This is a genomic window from Bacillus sp. Nf3 (assembly GCF_003028545.1).
In the GTDB taxonomy this organism is placed as follows: domain Bacteria; phylum Bacillota; class Bacilli; order Bacillales; family Bacillaceae; genus Bacillus; species Bacillus safensis.
Map to the genome: position 1 here is coordinate 22,439 of NZ_PYUA01000012.1, position 16,742 is coordinate 39,180.

Here is a 16,742-nt window from a genome sequence, read left to right on the forward strand (position 1 = left end):
TTTAGAACAAGCCCTATTCTGCTGTTTTTTCTTCTTTTAGCACAGTATACATGCCAGCCGCTTCTTCTTTTTTCGTCGTGTCCTTTAACTCGTTGACTTGAACAGTCACTAGTTTTTGACCAAAGCGGATTTGCAGCTCATCTCCTTCTTTCACGTCAGAGCTTGCTTTCGCCTGTGTTCCGTTAATAGAAATTCTGCCTTGATCAGCTACTTCTTTTGCCAATGTTCTTCTTTTAATTAAACGGGACACTTTTAAAAACTTATCTAGTCTCATGTATGTTCACCTCTTTCTATACGTTTCGCATCGTTCCAGAGATCGTCCATTTCCTCTAGCGTTAAGTCATCTAATGAACGTCCCATGTCCTTTGCTTTTTGTTCGATATGCTGAAAACGCCGCATGAATTTTGTGTTGGCAGAAGCGAGCGCCGTTTCAGGCTCTAGGTGATAGAACCGTCCAATATTGACGAGAACAAACAAAAGATCTCCAAATTCATCTTTCATCTGCTTCGTTGCACCTTCGTCTGTCTTCTCTGCCACTTCAACGAGAAATTCCTGCTTTTCTTCTTCGTATTTGTTCCAAATATCTTGAACATCTGTCCAATCAAAGCCTACCTTGGCGGCTTTCTTTTGGAGCTTATATGCCTTTGTTAGTGCTGGAAGTGTCGCCGGAATCGATTGCAAAATAGAACCGGTCCGCTCTGGCTTCTCCTGCTGCTTGATTTTTTCCCAGTTGGCCACCACATCTGCTGCCTCAGAAACATTCGTGTCACCAAACACATGGGGGTGTCGCCGAATCATTTTTTCTGTGACATGCTGAATGACGTCATCGATTGAGAAATAACCGTCATCTTCGCCTATTTGAGCGTGAAGTAATACCTGCAGCAGCACATCGCCGAGCTCTTCCACCATATGATCTGGGTCATCTTCATCTATCGCTTCAAGCAGCTCATAGCATTCTTCAATTAAATATGGTTTGAGTGACTCATTGGTTTGTTTTTGATCCCATGGACAGCCGCCCGGACCTCTTAATGTACGTATGACGTCACGGAAGGTGTCAAATTGTTGATAAAGCAGCTGTTCTTCTTGAATCGGAGGAACATAAACACTTGTTAAGTTATTTATCGACACATCTCGATCAAGTTCAAATAAAGGAACGGCAGTAATCTGTTCCTGACTGCTTCCAGCTGCAGTCACAATATAAACTTCATAATCGTCAGGGAGCTTTTCCATCAGCGTGAGCTTCACATTCGATGCTGTCATCTGATCATATACCTGACAAATCAGGACGTGCTGGGTTAATTTCAGATCATCCGCTCTCATATCCCCAGCATCAACGAATTGTAATCCTTCGATGGGGTCAATCTGCAAGGAGTTGAATGTCGCATCTAAAAAGCTTTGTCCACCAGCGACAGACACCTCAATCCCGCTCTCTTTCTGCCCGGCGACAAGCAGCTGTACGGTCTTTTCTGCCACAAATGGATGACCAGGTACTGCGTACACAATGTCTTTTTCCGCTGCCTCTGCAAATAATATTTCGGTAATTTCCTGATACACCTGATCAAACTGATCGTGCTTTTCATAAATTTCATCAAAGAAGGTGAGAGATGGGACCTCCTGCATTAACTCTGCGGTAAGCGGATGATCCTGCGTTCTCATATATACTTCTTTCGCCTGCTTCAGCTGCTTATATACACCGAGCGTCAGCTGATCCATGTCGCCTGCCCCGAGACCGACGACGGTAATCTTACCTGCCATTTTGATTCCCTCTCATCTGTTTAAAATATAAAACCTTTTTTCCTAATGGAATGAGTCTCCATTCCTCTACCGTGAATACTTCTAGCTTAAGAATACTATATAAAAAGGCGAAACCACCAATAAAAACTGATGTCAGGCTCTCTAAAACGGAAAACGGACGTTTTTCGAAAGGGATCACCCAGGAAAACAAAGCCTGATATCCCATTAAGACCACAGCCATGAAGGCGGCTGATAAAAGAATTTTCACTGGGAATAGCTCTCTCAATGAAATCCATCCTTTATGCTTCAAATAAACGGCATTGAGCACGGCTGCTGTGAGAAAACCACATACAGTTGACCATGCGGCACCGTGGATGCCAAATAACGGAACAAGCGCAATCGTTAGAATCCATTTCACCAGCACGCTGATGATCACCACAACAGCGGGATACACAGTATGTCCGAGCCCTTGCAGTAAAGCCGCCTGCGTAATGGCAATCGACGTAAACGCAATCGATATACAGAATATTTGCAGGGCATCTGTGCCTAAATCATTACGAAAAAGCATTGTATTTACTGGTGATAAAATACAAATCAGCCCAACAGCTGACCCAATCCCTAATACCGACGTGGTCTTAACCGATGACCGCACTTTTTGCCGTATCGTTTCATGCTCCCCATTTCTCATGGCTGCCGATAAAAATGGCACAAGAGAGGTTCCGATGCTGATGGCAAACACCGTCCCTAGCTGCAAGAACGGCTGACCTCGGTCATACACACCTTTTGCCGCCTTTGCCGCCGCTTCACTGAGACCCTCACTGCGCAGCAACGCATACAGATGAAAAGCATCAATCATTTGCATCCATAAAATAAGCAAGCCGCTGACACAAATCGTCAATGTATACAGCACCAAACTCTTCAAAATATCTTTTTTTCGAAGTGTCGCCTGTTTGCCTGACATACTTGCAGCAGACTGTTTTCGATAGGTCAACCAAAGGAAAAGAAGCAAAATGAGCGACGCCGCACTTCCTGCGATAGAAGAGAACACCGCGCCCGCCCCTGTTTCATAAAGCGAATAGCCGTGCCTCACGAAATAAAAAGATAAAACAAGCAGTACGCCTACCCTAATGAGCTGCTCTATCAACTGAGAAACAGCCGTTGGAAGCATCAGACCGTCACTCTGAAAAACTCCCCTCAGCATCACAGTGAGCGGCAGAAATAGAAACACAAAAGCACTCATCTGGATGAGCAGAATTAATTGACTATCTGCCATAAGGGTCGCCATTGTGCCTGCTCCTATGTAAAGACAAAGAAATAAGACCAAGCTCAGTAAAGTGATATATACCAAGGATACCCTTGTAATGATCCGCCGATTCTCTTCCCCATGCTCACTCAGAAGCTTGGACACCATGACAGGAAAACCTGTTGTACCAAGCATGATGGCAATACCAAGGAAAGGATATACCTGCTGATAAATATAAAACCCTGTGTCCCCTACGATGTTTTGAAACGGGACACGGTAAACGGCACTTAGTACCTTTGATAACAAGCCTGCGATGGTCAAAATTACCGCACCCTGGAAAAGCCAATGCGGCTGATTCACAGCATTTTTCATGGATGACTCCTTTAAAATAGATCTACAGTTAAACGAACTCATTATATCATACGTGAATGAAAAGCCGTTTCTTTCTAAGGAGTAGACGGCACATGTCCCGATTTGTTTCATCCCATATAAAAAACCGACAAAATCAAATGATTTCATCGGCATTTTTTCGTTTTATCAAAATGATATAGAGTTATTAGACCTAATGTTCCATTTGACGGGCTAAGAAGCCAGCTGCCGTTTCTGCCGCTTTATGCTCCACTTCTCCCATTGAACGCTCTTTAGAAAATAAGACGACGGCGCCAATCGGATCTCCGTTTGCAACAATAGGTGCAATGGTATAAGCAGATACGTCATCATCAATACCATCGACAAGTTGAATTTCTTTTTTGCTTTCTTCTAAGACAGAATTACGCTGATCCATTGTTCGTTCAAGTAAATCACTGATGGATTTGTTTAAGTACTCTTTTTTCGAACTGCCGGATACAGCAATATACGTATCTCGATCACAGATCAGGATGGAATGACCCAAACTGTCGAATAATGCATCAGCATATTCCTTCGCAAAGTCTCCTAGCTCACTAATCGGCGAATACTTCTTCAAAATCACTTCTCCATCGCGGTCGACGAAAATCTCAAGCGGATCTCCTTCCCGGATGCGCAATGTTCTGCGAATCTCCTTTGGAATAACCACTCTACCTAGATCATCGATACGGCGTACAATTCCAGTTGCTTTCATTCACTGCTGCCTCTCTTTCGTTTGATGATGTGTTGGGTGAATGGAACAAAAGCGTCCACTTTATGCAACATTCACCACTTGACCCTGAGTTTAGTATCCGTCACATCAAACGTAATATACACGAGAGACAAACAAAATTTTATGAAGATGGAATGGTTTCTTTTTTCACATCTTGAAGGCCTCGAAGCATATTAAGAACAACCTCAAGCCATTCCTCCGTTTTCTTGCCTTTCGTTTGGACAGAAATAATCAGCTTGCTGCCTTCCATTCCCAACCCAATTTCACGTCCATATTTACTGCCAAGCTCAAATAATTTTTGACCGTCGATTTCACTGCTTGCTTGCTCATCAAGGGTCATTCTGACAATGCCTTTCTCCATCTTGATCAGCTCGACACGTTCCTGGACAGCGTACACCTTCATTGTCGCAATCGTAAACAAGTCTGCCACTTCTTGCGGATATTCACCAAATCGGTCGATCATTTCATCCTGAAGCTCTTTTCGCTCTTCAATCGATCCAATTGCTCTGAACTGTTTATACATCTCAATCTTCTGCTTGCCATCCGAAATATAAGTGTCTGGGATGTACGCATCAATTTGCAGATCAATTTCTGGCTCGAATTTATCTTGAGCCGTTGTATCGCCTCTTCTTTCCTCAATGGCTTCTTTCAGCATTTGAGAATAGAGGTCGAATCCAACCGAATCAATGAAGCCATGCTGCTGAGCCCCAAGTAAGTTCCCTGCTCCTCGAATCGTTAAATCACGCATCGCAATTTTAAACCCAGATCCAAGCTCTGTGAATTCTTTAATGGCTTGAAGTCTTTTCTCTGCAACTTCAGAAAGAACTTTATCTTTTCGATATGTGAAATAAGCATATGCGACACGATTCGAGCGGCCTACTCGTCCTCTTAGCTGGTACAGCTGAGAAAGCCCCATTTTATCTGCATCGTGGACGATGAGCGTGTTCACATTTGGAATATCGACTCCCGTTTCAATGATGGTGGTACTGACCAATACATCAGATTCACCTTCAAGGAAATTAATCATCACTGATTCCAGCTCGTTCTCACTCATTTTCCCGTGCGCATAACTAACTTTTGCGTCTGGGACTAGCATAGAGATTTCGTCTGCTTTTCGTTCGATATCTTCAACACGGTTGTAAAGGAAGTACACTTGACCGCCGCGTGCTAATTCTCGCTCAATTGCTTCTCTGACTAAAGCGCCGTTGTACTCAACCACATAGGTTTGAACAGGGAATCGGTTTTCAGGCGGTGTTTCAATAACCGATAAATCCCGCACGCCAAGCATGGACATATGAAGCGTACGCGGAATTGGCGTAGCCGTTAATGTCAGTACATCGATATTGGCTTTCATCTGCTTAATTTTCTCTTTATGCGTCACACCAAAACGCTGTTCCTCATCAATGATCAACAGCCCTAAATCCTTGTAGACGATATCTTTTGAAAGAAGACGGTGTGTGCCGATGACCATATCAATCGTCCCGTTTTTCAGCCCTTTTAACGTTTCAGTTGTTTCTTTTCTTGTACGGAAACGGCTCAGCTGCGCGATTTTGACAGGGTAGTCTTGGAATCGGTCCATGATTGTATCAAAATGCTGCTGCGCTAAGATAGTTGTCGGAACTAGCAGGGCTACCTGCTTCCCGTCAGCAATCGCTTTGAAGGCCGCACGAATAGCCACCTCTGTTTTTCCGTAGCCCACATCTCCACAAAGCAGACGGTCCATTGGACGTTCCCGCTCCATATCCTGCTTAATTTCGTGAATCGAACGGATTTGATCATCTGTTTCCTGGTAAGGGAACGCAGATTCAAACTGGCGCTGCATCTCATGGTCAGGCGAGAAGGCATATCCTTTGCTAGCCTCGCGTTCTGCGTACAGCTTAATCAGATCATCTGCGATGTCCTGTACGGATGTTTCAACTTTTTTCTTTACACGTTTCCAATCGCTGCCGCCAAGTTTGTACAGCTTTGGTTCTTTACCTTCTGATCCTACATATTTCTGCACCTGATCAATTTGTTCAACCGGTACATAAAGCTTGTCGCTTCCTTGATAATGAATATTTAAATAATCTTTATGAATGCCGCCAATTTCAAGCGTTTCAATTCCTAAATATTTACCGATCCCGTGGTTAATGTGCACCACATAATCGCCGACTTGAAGCTCTGAATAGCTCTTGATTCGCTCTGCATTGGTCAGCTTTTGCTTACGTGCCTGCTTTTTCACACGTTTCTTGAAGAGTTCACCTTCTGTGATCACAGCAATTTTTGATAACGGCAGTTCAAAGCCTGTTTGCAGCTCACCTTGTAAAATATACACCTGTCCGCTCACAAGCTCAGCGTCCGGTTTAGCAAGAGCAGCTTCAATGTCATAATCATGCAGAACAGACGATAGCTTTTCTGTCCGCTCTTCATCCGCACCTAAGAAGACAACTGTGTACTGCTGTTTTTTATAGCGTTCAATTTCACTCGCCAGCACATTCATCTGCCCGTGGAAATTCTGCATTTGCTTACTAGATACATTGACGATATTTTGCGGATTTGTCTGCTGGACATGTCTCAGGAACAAGGAGTAGTACAGAATGGACCTTGATTGCTGATTGATCAGTTCTTGGAACGGGAAAGAAAGAGATAAATCATGAAGAATGTTCCCTTCTTCAAGCAGACTAATTGTCCAATCGGCTTCTTCCTGTTCAAGCTGTTCTTCCATCTCCTGAATTCTGCTGATTTCATCTAAAATAATAATCGTATCCTGCGATGTGTAATCTAGCAAACTAGCAGGCTTTTCATAGAAATAGGCTAGGTACTTCGTCATTTCCTGTGTCACGATGCCTTCTAGCAGCTTCTCGCGGTCAGCAGAAATATTTTGATGAAGCAGCTCTTTTTGCTGATCTGAGTTGAATTTCTTTAAGCTCTTCGCCAGCCCTTGATCAAGCTGTTCAATGGCTCTCACTCGTTCAGGACCTCTCACAATCAGCTCTTTTGCAGGACCTATTTTGATTTCTTGAAGGGTTTCTAATGAACGCTGTGTATCTGAATGAAACGTTCGAATCGAGTCTACTTCTGTATCAAACAGTTCAATACGGATTGGATGATCTTCCGTTAACGCATAGATGTCGATGATTCCTCCGCGCACACTAAAATCTCCGGGCGCTGCAACCATCGACGTCCGGTCATAACCAATTTGTACGAGCTGTTTTGAAAACGCCTCCAAATCAATTTCTTCACCGATCTTTAAATGGATCTGACTCTCCTTCCAGAGCTCAACTGGCGGAAGCATCCTGCGCACCGCAGCAGCGGGAGTGACGATAATGGGATTTTCTCCATTCGCAAGCCGGTTCAGGACATCTAAACGCTGTGCTCTCAGCTCAGGGCTTGCCACTGCAATTTCTGAAGCGATAAGTTCATTGACAGGATAAAGAAGAACCGAGCGATCCGGCATCACACTTGCTAAATCATCTGTTACCTTCTGTGCCTGATATAAATTGTGAGTCACAATAAACATTGGCCGCTTCAGTTCGTCTGATATCGCGGCTGTAAATAAAGATCTGACGGAGCCTGATAGTCCGGCAAGCAGCTGTTCTTTTAACCCTTCCTTTAGTCCATTAAAAATGGACTGAAAATCATCACTTTGTTTGATAAATGATTGTATGTTTTTCATTTGGCTCCTCCTCCCTGTTTGTTTAAAACAGAAAAACGCTTTGGTCTAATATCTACACCAAAGCTTTTTTATTGAATAAAAGTATGATACTGATGGTAATCAGGATTTCTTTCGAGCGCCTCTTGGCAATCCTCACAAATGGTTTGTACATGTAAATCACCATTTTCCCTATAAGAAATCATATCGTTTCTTTCCTCATTTGTTAAGTGATGAAATCCAAGTGCTTCACTTTGGACAGCGGATTCATCTAGACTGCCAACCTTTACACCACAGTGGCGGCAGTAATAATGCAAAGCCATACGTGATCCTCCCATGCTGAGATTTTATGATCAGTATGTGCTTTGCTTATCATTCTTATACCTTCTTGTTAAAATCATTCATCACTTCTAAAAATGGCTTTTTTAAAGCTGCTTCACAGGCCTCGACAGACGATTGAATGGCTGATGCGATATCAGGCTGTTCCTCTTCTGAGAAACGTCCTAGTACGTAATCAACGACCTTCATGCCGTTTTGAGGACGTCCAATGCCGATACGGAATCGGTCAAATTCAGGTGAACCTAAATGTTGAATCAATGATTTGATTCCATTATGCCCGCCTGCACTTCCTTTTGTACGTAAGCGAATTCGGCCAGTTGGCAAATCAAGATCATCATAGATCACTTTCAAATGTTCAAGGGGAATATCGTAATAGTCCATCAGCGGACGCACACATTCTCCTGATAAGTTCATATATGTAAGCGGCTTTACAAGTAGAACCTTTTGCCCCGAAACAAACCCAGTTCCAAATTGTCCATGGAATTTTGATTGATTTAAAGGAATGTCCCATTTTTTCGATAGTTCATCTATTGTCATAAACCCGACATTATGTCTTGTTTTTTCATATTCTTTTCCTGGATTACCCAATCCAACGAATGCAATCATGAAACCAATAACCTCCTTTGTCACACAGCACACGCCTAAAAAATGAGCCAATCAGATTGCCTCATGTAAAACGTATGAATTCTTTTCATTCTAGCACAAAAGACGCAACCGCGGGAGGGTTACGTCTCTAAATGACCAGTTATTCTCCATCGTCATCCTTTTCTTTAATAGCCTCAGGCTCTTGCGGCTCCTCTTCGCTATCTGGCTCAGGAACCTCTGATTGCTGAGGCGGCAGAATGGATGCAACGACTTCTTCTGGATCGTTATTGATTTGATAAGATGACTGAACAGGCAGATCAGCAACTGTTAAGACATCATTGACTTCTAAGTTTGTAATATCAGCTTCAATATTCTGCGGGATATCTTTTGGTTTCGCTGTAACAGATAGTTCAAATAGTGGCTGCTGAAGCACACCACCATCTTTTACCCCTTTAGACTCGCCAATCAGCTGCACTGGTACATCCGCGTCAATTTCACGCTGTAAGTCAACGACTTGGAAATCAGCATGGACAAGTTCGTTTTTCAGCGGATCTGTTTGTAACTCTGTCACCATCACAGATTTCGTTTCACCACCCACGTCTAAGGTAATGATTGTATTCTTCCCTTCATCACGTAAGGTTTTTAATAAGTCGATGCTGTCTAATGAAACAGCCAGGCTGTCTGTATTTTTTCCGTATATGACACCAGGAACGTGTCCTGAATGACGGATTTTTTGCAGTGTGGAACGTTTGAAATCAGTTCTTTTATTTGCTTTTAAAGTTGCCATATTCAGCACCATCCTATTTCTTTTTTGTCACTACTCTCATAATTACCCATAACCGAATCATTTTAAACATGTTTGCCTGTGATTGATGAAAGCAAAAAGACCCTAAGCTGATGCCTAGGGCCTTTTCCATAATAAAATTAGCTGAAAAGGTAGCTCACAGATTCTTCTTCATGTACACGGATGATGGCTTCTGCAAGCAAAGGCCCAACTGAAAGCGGAATGAATTTTCCAACTTTCTTGTCATCAGTTAATTGAATACTGTTTGTCACAACTAATTCTTTAATTTTAGAGTTTGTGATGCGTTCTACTGCTGGTCCAGACAATACTGGGTGCGTACAGCAAGCATAGACTTCAGCTGCTCCATTTTCGACTAGCGCATTTGCTGCAAGTGTAATGGTACCAGCTGTATCAATGATATCATCAATCAAAATAGCTGTTTTGCCTTCAATGTTACCAATAATGTTCATGACTTCAGCAACGTTTGGCTTTGGACGGCGTTTGTCGATAATTGCGATTGGCGCTTTCAGGCGGTCTGCCATTTTACGCGCACGCGTCACACCACCGTGGTCAGGAGACACAACAACGATATCATTCAAGTTCTTCTGTTCGAAATAGTTTGTTAAGATTGGCACAGCCATTAAGTTATCGATTGGAATATCAAAGAAACCTTGGATTTGCGGCGCATGAAGATCAAGTGCAATAACACGTGTAGCACCTGCTGTTTCAAGCAAGTTTGCAAAAAGCTTCGCAGTGATTGGCTCACGAGGTTTTGCCTTACGATCTTGACGTGCATATCCGTAATAAGGGATCACAATATTGACAGTTTTCGCAGAAGCGCGTTTTAGCGCATCCACCATAATGAGCAGTTCCATAATATGCTCATTGACTGGCGCACTTGTTGATTGAATGACATAACAATCACAGCCGCGGATACTTTCTTCAATATTGATTTGGACTTCACCGTCACTAAAACGTTTAACAGAGCTCTTTCCTACATCAACTCCGATACGATCGGCAATTTCTTTGGCAAGTTCAGGGTTTGAATTCAAAGAGAATATCTTTAAATTCGCATCAGCATAACGATTAGACATGGTAAACCTCCGGGTATTTGGATTATTTTTTATGAATATTTTTCACATAATCTTCTTTATTGACTTGTCTTGCTCTAGCAATAGACAATGCATCCTGCGGTACATCTTCTGTAACTGTTGAACCGGCTGCAACATATGCCCCTTTTCCGACAGTGACTGGTGCAACGAGATTTGAATTACAACCAATAAAGGCGCCGTCTTCAATCTTCGTTAAGAATTTGTTTTTCCCATCATAGTTGACTGTAATGGAACCACAGCCAAGATTTACATCAGTTCCGACCTCTGCGTCTCCAATGTAGCTTAAATGAGATGCTTTGCTGCGGTCTCCGAAAACTGTTTTCTTGATTTCGACAAAATTCCCGATTTTCACTTCATCGCCAATTTTCGACAACGGGCGAATATGAGCAAACGGTCCAATTGTCACATCAACTCCAACCTCACTATCGCAGACGACAGATTGCTTAATGACTGTTCGATCTCCGACGATGCTGTCAACAATTTCAGTGTTTGGCCCAATAGTGGCGTCTGCACCGATTTTTACATTCCCTTTGATGACCGTCCCAGGATAAATAACTGTATCTTCACCGATGACAGCATCTGGCGAAATATACGTGTTCTCAGGATCAATCAAGGTCACACCATTCTTCATATGCTGATGATTAATACGTCGCTTCATGAATTGCTCTGCTTGTGATAGAGCGATACGGTCATTAACTCCAAGTGTTTCTTCAAAATGCGGTGTTTGATAAGCTGCAACTGTTTGCCCTTCATTTTTTAAAATTTCAATGACGTCTGGCAAGTAGTATTCACCCTGTGCATTTTCATTCGACACTTGCTCAATCACACGGAAGAGATCTTCATTTGAAAAGCAATAAGTCCCTGTATTAATTTCATTCACTTGACGCTCTGCATCGTTCGCATCTTTATGCTCCACAATTTTTACGACAGCACCTGTTTCGTCACGAATAATTCGGCCATAGCCTGTCGGATCGTCCGCATGTGCTGTTAAAATAGTGACTTTCGCTTGATGTTTTTGATGCTCGCTTAACATGGCTTCCATTGTTTCCGCTGTCAATAATGGCGTATCACCACAAATGACAATGGTTGTTCCCTTTTCCTGCGCGAGGAACGACTTTGCTTGTTTGACGGCATGAGCTGTTCCCAGCTGTTCTTCTTGAAGTGCATACTCACTTCTGTCTCCAAGCTGCTCTTTGACGTCCTCTGCTCCATGACCGACAATCGTCACTAGCTTGGCTAAAGAAAGCTTTAACGCTTCATCTGCCACATGCTCGACCATTGGTTTTCCGCAAACTGGATGAAGTACTTTATATAGCTTCGACTTCATTCTCGTCCCTTTTCCCGCTGCTAAAATCACTGCGAACCGCTTATCCATTGATTGGCCTCCAATATCCCTATTATCCATAGAAAAATATATCCTAAATAAAGACTGATTTCAAGGATACAAAAGGAAGTACAATAATTTTCTAACAGATGAAAGACTTAAGAAACAAGAGAAAGAACGCAAAAAAGACAGCATTTAAAAGAAAACATTCATTTTCTCTTAAAGCCGTCTTTTTAGGTTTAAGTATGATTAAGAAGCTCCAGCTTCTTCATATTCAATTGTCTCTTCCTCTTCGCCTAAGCGATGATATTCATTTAATACAGCATCTTGGATTTTACCCCGAGTGCTTGAATTAATTGGATGTGCAATATCGCGAAACTCTCCATCAGGCGTGCGTTTGCTAGGCATTGCAACAAACAACCCATTGTTTCCATCAATCACACGAATATCATGAACAACAAATTCGTGGTCCAGCGTGATGGATGCAATCGCCCTCATGCGACCATCGGTATTCACGCGGCGTAATCTTACGTCAGTAACTTCCACAGTAGTTCACCACCTTTTCCCAATATAAAAGCATTACTTAGGTATTCAACGATCGTGGTGATTCTCCTGCTCTTTTTTTAAACTTTTTTTGAAATATCGGGATATTTATACATTATTTGTCATATTCGTGACGACGCTTACATCCTCAGCATGAAAAAAGACATCATGATGATGTCTTTCCCTGCATATGATGAAACCAAACGGCTTTCATCGAGAGTGCCTGTTTATTTTACTAGTGCAACTACTTCTATTTCTACAAGCGCATCTTTTGGAAGTCTTGCCACTTCCACGCATGAACGAGCTGGCTTATGTGTATGGAAATACTCACCGTACACTTCATTCACTTCAGCGAATTGTTCCATATCTTTGATGAAAACAGTTGCTTTCACGACTGTTTCAAAGGAAGCACCTGCTGCTTCAAGTACAGCCTCAAGATTACGGAATACTTGATGTGTTTGTTCTTTAATATCTCCATTAACAAAATCTCCAGCTGGGGTTAATGGAATCTGCCCTGAGCTGTAAAACATGTTATTGACAATAATTCCTTGAGAGTAAGGTCCAATGGCTGCTGGTGCATGTTTGGTTTGAACAACTTTTGTCATATCAATCTCTCCCATTCAAATACATGTTTAATTAAAACTTACGCTTTCGAATGAAAAAACTCGTGGAAATTGCCTTCATTGATCTCAATGATTTTTTGTTTCATATCAATAGTTGAAAGCTTTAACAACGAGACATATTCATCGACAAGACGTTCATCTACGCCTTCATCTTCTAAAAGAACACCGATCCCTGCAACATTTGCATTAAATTCCTCAAGCAAATTCATCATGCCGTTAATGGTTCCGCCCGCTTTCATAAAATCATCAATGATCAACACATTGGAGCCTTTATCTAAGCTGCGCTTTGCAAGGGACATGGTTTGAATTCGGTTAGAAGAACCTGACGCATAATTAATACTGACAGTTGATCCTTCGGTTACCTTATTATCTTTTCTAACGATCACAACAGGCACATTTAAATAACCCGCAACAGAATAGGCAATTGGAATCCCCTTTGTCGCAACGGTCATGACGACATCAATCGCACGGTCCGCAAAGATGGTCGCAAACAGCTTACCGATTTTCGCAAGAATCGATGGATTGCCTAAAACATCGGTTAAATATAAATAACCGCCAGGAAGTACACGTTCAGGAGTTGATAATGCCTCTCCGATATCGTTTACTACGTCATCTGCTTCTTTTAGGTGAATTTTTGGAATATATTTCACTCCGCCAGCAGCGCCAGGTACAGTAAGCAATGTGCCGATTCCCTGCTGTTCGAAGGTCTGTTTGATAATCGTTAAGTCTTCACTAATGGAGGACTTTGCAGATTGATATCGCTCTGCAAAAAAAGTTAAAGGTACTAGTACGTGCGGGTGGGCTAACAAATAATTTGTTAAGTCCACCAATCTGCCGCTTCGACGAAACTTCATGAACTTACCCCCAGAACCCGAATAATTTATGAATAATATAACTTAATATACGGATTTAATCAAGGGCATTTTGTTCGCCGATCATGCGGACAGCGTATACTTGATCACAAAATCCTCTCAGTCCGTTATATATTCTTTGTACCTTCGATTCATATTGAATCAGGCCAAATACAGTTGGGCCGCTTCCACTCATTAATACAGCATCAGCACCGAAACGCTTCATCTGTCTTTTGATCATATCTACTTCCGGATACATCTTTAATGTCACAGACTCCAGAACGTTACCGAGTGAGCCGCACATCTCTTTATAATCTTTCGCTTCAATGGCTTCAATCATACGCTGTACATTTGGGTGTTCTACTTTGCTTGCGTCATATTGTCTATAAACTTCAGCTGTAGATACCCCAATCACCGGCTTCGCTAAAATCACCCAGCAATGCGGCGGTGTCGCGATATGCTTCAGTTTTTCTCCACGTCCTGTCGCTAGTGCTGTGCCTCCGTGTACACAAAAAGACACATCTGAGCCGATCTCCGCTCCAAGCTCAGCTAGTTCATCTAACGTGAGATTTAACTTCCACAAACGGTTTAAACCGCGAAGCGCTGCTGCAGCATCACTGCTGCCTCCAGCTAAACCTGCTGCCACAGGAATTGCTTTTGTGATGACAATCGATACCCCTTTTTGAATACCGAACCTTGTTTTGAGTAATTTAGCCGCCTGATAAGCCAAGTTACGCTGATCATCTGGCACAAATCGATTATGAGATGATACACGGATTTCATCTTTGTCCAGCTCCGTCAGCTCAAGTCGATCTGCAAGGTCTATTGTTGTCATCACCATCTCCACTTCGTGATATCCATCCGGTCTTTTTCCATGAACATCAAGTGAGAGATTAATTTTTGCCGGTGCTTTTTCTAAAATACGCAAACATTTCACCTACTTCTCCATCTAAACATAAGTATCAATATTGTATCACATTTGATGGATCTGATGAATATTGGCTTTTACGCCCAGCACACTGACTTTTTCAACAAAAAAAGCCAGAGACACCCGAGGTATCCCTGACCATTTTTCTATCGTTGATTCTCATCCTGAGCCATGTGCTGCTGAGCTAATTCGATGGCACGTTTGACCATATTACCTGCGTCACGTGCACGAATTTCTCCCCAGCCTCCATTTTTGACGGTATCATAAAATCCAAGATCCTTCGCCAGCTCGTATTTGAACTCATCTGACATAATGCCTCGGCGTCTACCCAAACGAAACAGCCCCTTTAGTCGAGAATTCGAATCAGTGCCACTGCTTTTGTGGCTTTCTTATTTTGTATCGAATCCTTTCTTTTACCCCTTTCAAAAAATGGACAGACTCCCATTCAGAAAAAAAGGCAAAACAAAAAGCAGTAAACAAAAAGTTCACTGCCCATTAATAGGCGACTGAGCTAGCGGCATCATCGAACGTTAATTCGACCGTCTCAGTCAGTATATCTGCATAACTGTAAGAAACTCTTTCAAACGAATTCTCATCTTGATCTAATTGAATCACAAATACAGAAGGGTACGTTTCAGCTAAAATGCCCGAACGCTCAATTGTTTTACGGCGGCCTCCGTTAGCCTTTAACGTCAAACGTTTACCTAAGTTACCATCAAGCGATCTTTTGATGTCGGACAAAGTCTTCGCCATTGCATCCACCTCACTGAGATAATTATACAACAACGGCCCATTTTTGTCAAATAAAAATTAAATTATATCAACCAACACGAGCCATTGTCAACAAAATAATTTTGACAAACTTCTACCTTTTCTCCTCCCTATTTTTCTCAAATTCCGGTGAATTATGTATCCATTTGAAATTTCTTTTTACACATAAAAAAAACCTGACTGAAATCAGTCGGGTTATGTCGATTCATGGTCTTTTTTATATGGCATACCTACCCTTAAAACACCCTTCGTCTCGATGCCTCCGAGACCTTTTTCTCTTGTTAATGTATTACGAAGCACATCCCACACATTGATTCGATCTACAAATGGAGTGAAGCTGATCTTCGCAACGATATAGACGGGGTCGAGCGCATGGATGTTCACACGTGAAGGTGAGCTTGCAAAATTGGCACCTGCTTGAATCAATGATTCGAAATGAGATTGACAGGCGCCCGCAAAGATCACAAGCTGATCTAAATGAGGAATTTTCTTTCTTGCTTTTTGAACCGTTTCAACGAAATGACGAGAATGGCGATAAGCACCGATATCATTTACGCCGCCCTTTTGCTTGGAATACGCATCATGCCCTGTAATGACCAAAATATCAGGCCGATATTGATCAAGTAACGAGTCGATCACGCTTGGCATTTTCTTCTCATGACAATGCACTCCGTACACAGGCACACCAATTCGTTCATATACATCTAAGCATTTCTTTAAGTATGAAGCATCTCCATCTAAATGAAGGACCTTTCCAGGCATGTGAAAATACTGCTCCTGATGCTGATATTGTCCAGAAGTATAATACTCTTGTTTTTCACGCAGCAGCTGATAATCCTGTCTTAGTAAGTCGAGCGATTCATTAATCTTCCGTTCGTCGTCCTTCTCCCTTGTCAGCTGCTCCTCTTTTTGAATCAAGACGAGATCCGACATCTTAGCATCAGCAATCAGCCTCACTTCATTCCCATGCAATATGGCAGTGGCTTCGTGCTGATCTGTCTCATCAATTCGAATGATTCGAAACATAATATCCATTTGATAGGATGCCCTCGTCACCATATCTCCTATTTGAAATTGCATGTTTTTCACTCCACAATCAGGCTCATATCCTGTTGGTATCGTCTTGCCCTAAACATATTCATCTTTCATATGTGCTG

General features: G+C 42.3%; 17 protein-coding genes. All 17 read right to left on the reverse strand.

Annotated elements, in window-relative coordinates:
• Positions 1-13 precede the first annotated feature (13 nt).
• The 17 genes from C9414_RS18645 to yabG all read right to left on the reverse strand — a co-directional run bounded on the left by C9414_RS18645 (position 14) and on the right by yabG (position 16,665).
• Entirely contained in the window at positions 14-274 is a 261-nt protein-coding gene (locus tag C9414_RS18645) for an RNA-binding S4 domain-containing protein (protein ID WP_008341839.1), read from the reverse strand.
• Entirely contained in the window at positions 271-1,755 is a 1,485-nt protein-coding gene (gene yabN, locus C9414_RS18650) for a bifunctional methyltransferase/pyrophosphohydrolase YabN (protein WP_107164249.1), read from the reverse strand. The genes C9414_RS18645 and yabN overlap by 4 nt, the downstream gene beginning before the upstream one ends.
• Entirely contained in the window at positions 1,745-3,349 is a 1,605-nt protein-coding gene (locus C9414_RS18655; protein ID WP_107164250.1) for a putative polysaccharide biosynthesis protein, read from the reverse strand. Before C9414_RS18655 ends, yabN begins: the two co-directional genes overlap by 11 nt.
• Positions 3,350-3,539: 190 nt before the next feature.
• Positions 3,540-4,076, reverse strand: coding sequence for a stage V sporulation protein T (spoVT, locus tag C9414_RS18660; RefSeq protein ID WP_003217990.1), 537 nt, complete (start codon positions 4,074-4,076; stop codon positions 3,540-3,542).
• A gap of 139 nt (positions 4,077-4,215) precedes the next feature.
• On the reverse strand, positions 4,216-7,749 hold the full coding sequence (mfd, locus tag C9414_RS18665) for a transcription-repair coupling factor (RefSeq protein ID WP_039175917.1): 3,534 nt from the start codon (positions 7,747-7,749) through the stop codon (positions 4,216-4,218).
• A gap of 68 nt (positions 7,750-7,817) precedes the next feature.
• Positions 7,818-8,048 carry an anti-sigma-F factor Fin gene (gene fin, locus C9414_RS18670; RefSeq protein ID WP_003217967.1) on the reverse strand — a complete coding sequence of 77 codons (231 nt, stop codon included), beginning with the start codon at positions 8,046-8,048 and terminating at the stop codon, positions 7,818-7,820.
• A 55-nt stretch (positions 8,049-8,103) separates the two neighbouring features.
• Entirely contained in the window at positions 8,104-8,670 is a 567-nt protein-coding gene (gene pth / locus C9414_RS18675; RefSeq protein ID WP_024425643.1) for an aminoacyl-tRNA hydrolase, read from the reverse strand.
• 139 nt (positions 8,671-8,809) lie between these two features.
• Complete coding sequence (locus C9414_RS18680; protein ID WP_039175914.1) at positions 8,810-9,436, reverse strand: 50S ribosomal protein L25/general stress protein Ctc; 627 nt, start codon at positions 9,434-9,436, stop codon at positions 8,810-8,812.
• 137 nt (positions 9,437-9,573) lie between these two features.
• Entirely contained in the window at positions 9,574-10,527 is a 954-nt protein-coding gene (locus C9414_RS18685) for a ribose-phosphate diphosphokinase (protein WP_024425641.1), read from the reverse strand.
• Positions 10,528-10,549: 22 nt separating this feature from the next.
• Complete coding sequence (gene glmU / locus C9414_RS18690; protein WP_047203889.1) at positions 10,550-11,920, reverse strand: bifunctional UDP-N-acetylglucosamine diphosphorylase/glucosamine-1-phosphate N-acetyltransferase GlmU; 1,371 nt, start codon at positions 11,918-11,920, stop codon at positions 10,550-10,552.
• A 198-nt stretch (positions 11,921-12,118) separates the two neighbouring features.
• Positions 12,119-12,415: a septation regulator SpoVG gene (gene spoVG, locus C9414_RS18695; RefSeq protein WP_008357439.1), complete on the reverse strand. Its 297-nt coding sequence runs from the start codon at positions 12,413-12,415 to the stop codon at positions 12,119-12,121.
• Positions 12,416-12,639: 224 nt separating this feature from the next.
• Entirely contained in the window at positions 12,640-13,017 is a 378-nt protein-coding gene (gene ridA / locus C9414_RS18700) for a 2-iminobutanoate/2-iminopropanoate deaminase (protein ID WP_024425639.1), read from the reverse strand.
• A 38-nt stretch (positions 13,018-13,055) separates the two neighbouring features.
• Positions 13,056-13,889, reverse strand: coding sequence for a pur operon repressor (gene purR, locus C9414_RS18705; RefSeq protein WP_024425638.1), 834 nt, complete (start codon positions 13,887-13,889; stop codon positions 13,056-13,058).
• Positions 13,890-13,944: 55 nt separating this feature from the next.
• The gene (ispE, locus tag C9414_RS18710) at positions 13,945-14,814 is read right to left on the reverse strand and encodes a 4-(cytidine 5'-diphospho)-2-C-methyl-D-erythritol kinase (RefSeq protein WP_019743558.1); all 870 of its coding nucleotides are present in this window, start codon (positions 14,812-14,814) and stop codon (positions 13,945-13,947) included.
• Positions 14,815-14,960: 146 nt separating this feature from the next.
• Entirely contained in the window at positions 14,961-15,146 is a 186-nt protein-coding gene (locus C9414_RS18715; protein ID WP_012008653.1) for a small, acid-soluble spore protein, alpha/beta type, read from the reverse strand.
• Between the two features lie 163 nt (positions 15,147-15,309).
• Positions 15,310-15,567 carry a biofilm formation stimulator Veg gene (veg, locus tag C9414_RS18720; protein WP_024425637.1) on the reverse strand — a complete coding sequence of 86 codons (258 nt, stop codon included), beginning with the start codon at positions 15,565-15,567 and terminating at the stop codon, positions 15,310-15,312.
• A 213-nt stretch (positions 15,568-15,780) separates the two neighbouring features.
• Positions 15,781-16,665: a sporulation peptidase YabG gene (gene yabG, locus C9414_RS18725; RefSeq protein ID WP_024427198.1), complete on the reverse strand. Its 885-nt coding sequence runs from the start codon at positions 16,663-16,665 to the stop codon at positions 15,781-15,783.
• Between the last annotated feature and the right edge of the window lie 77 nt (positions 16,666-16,742).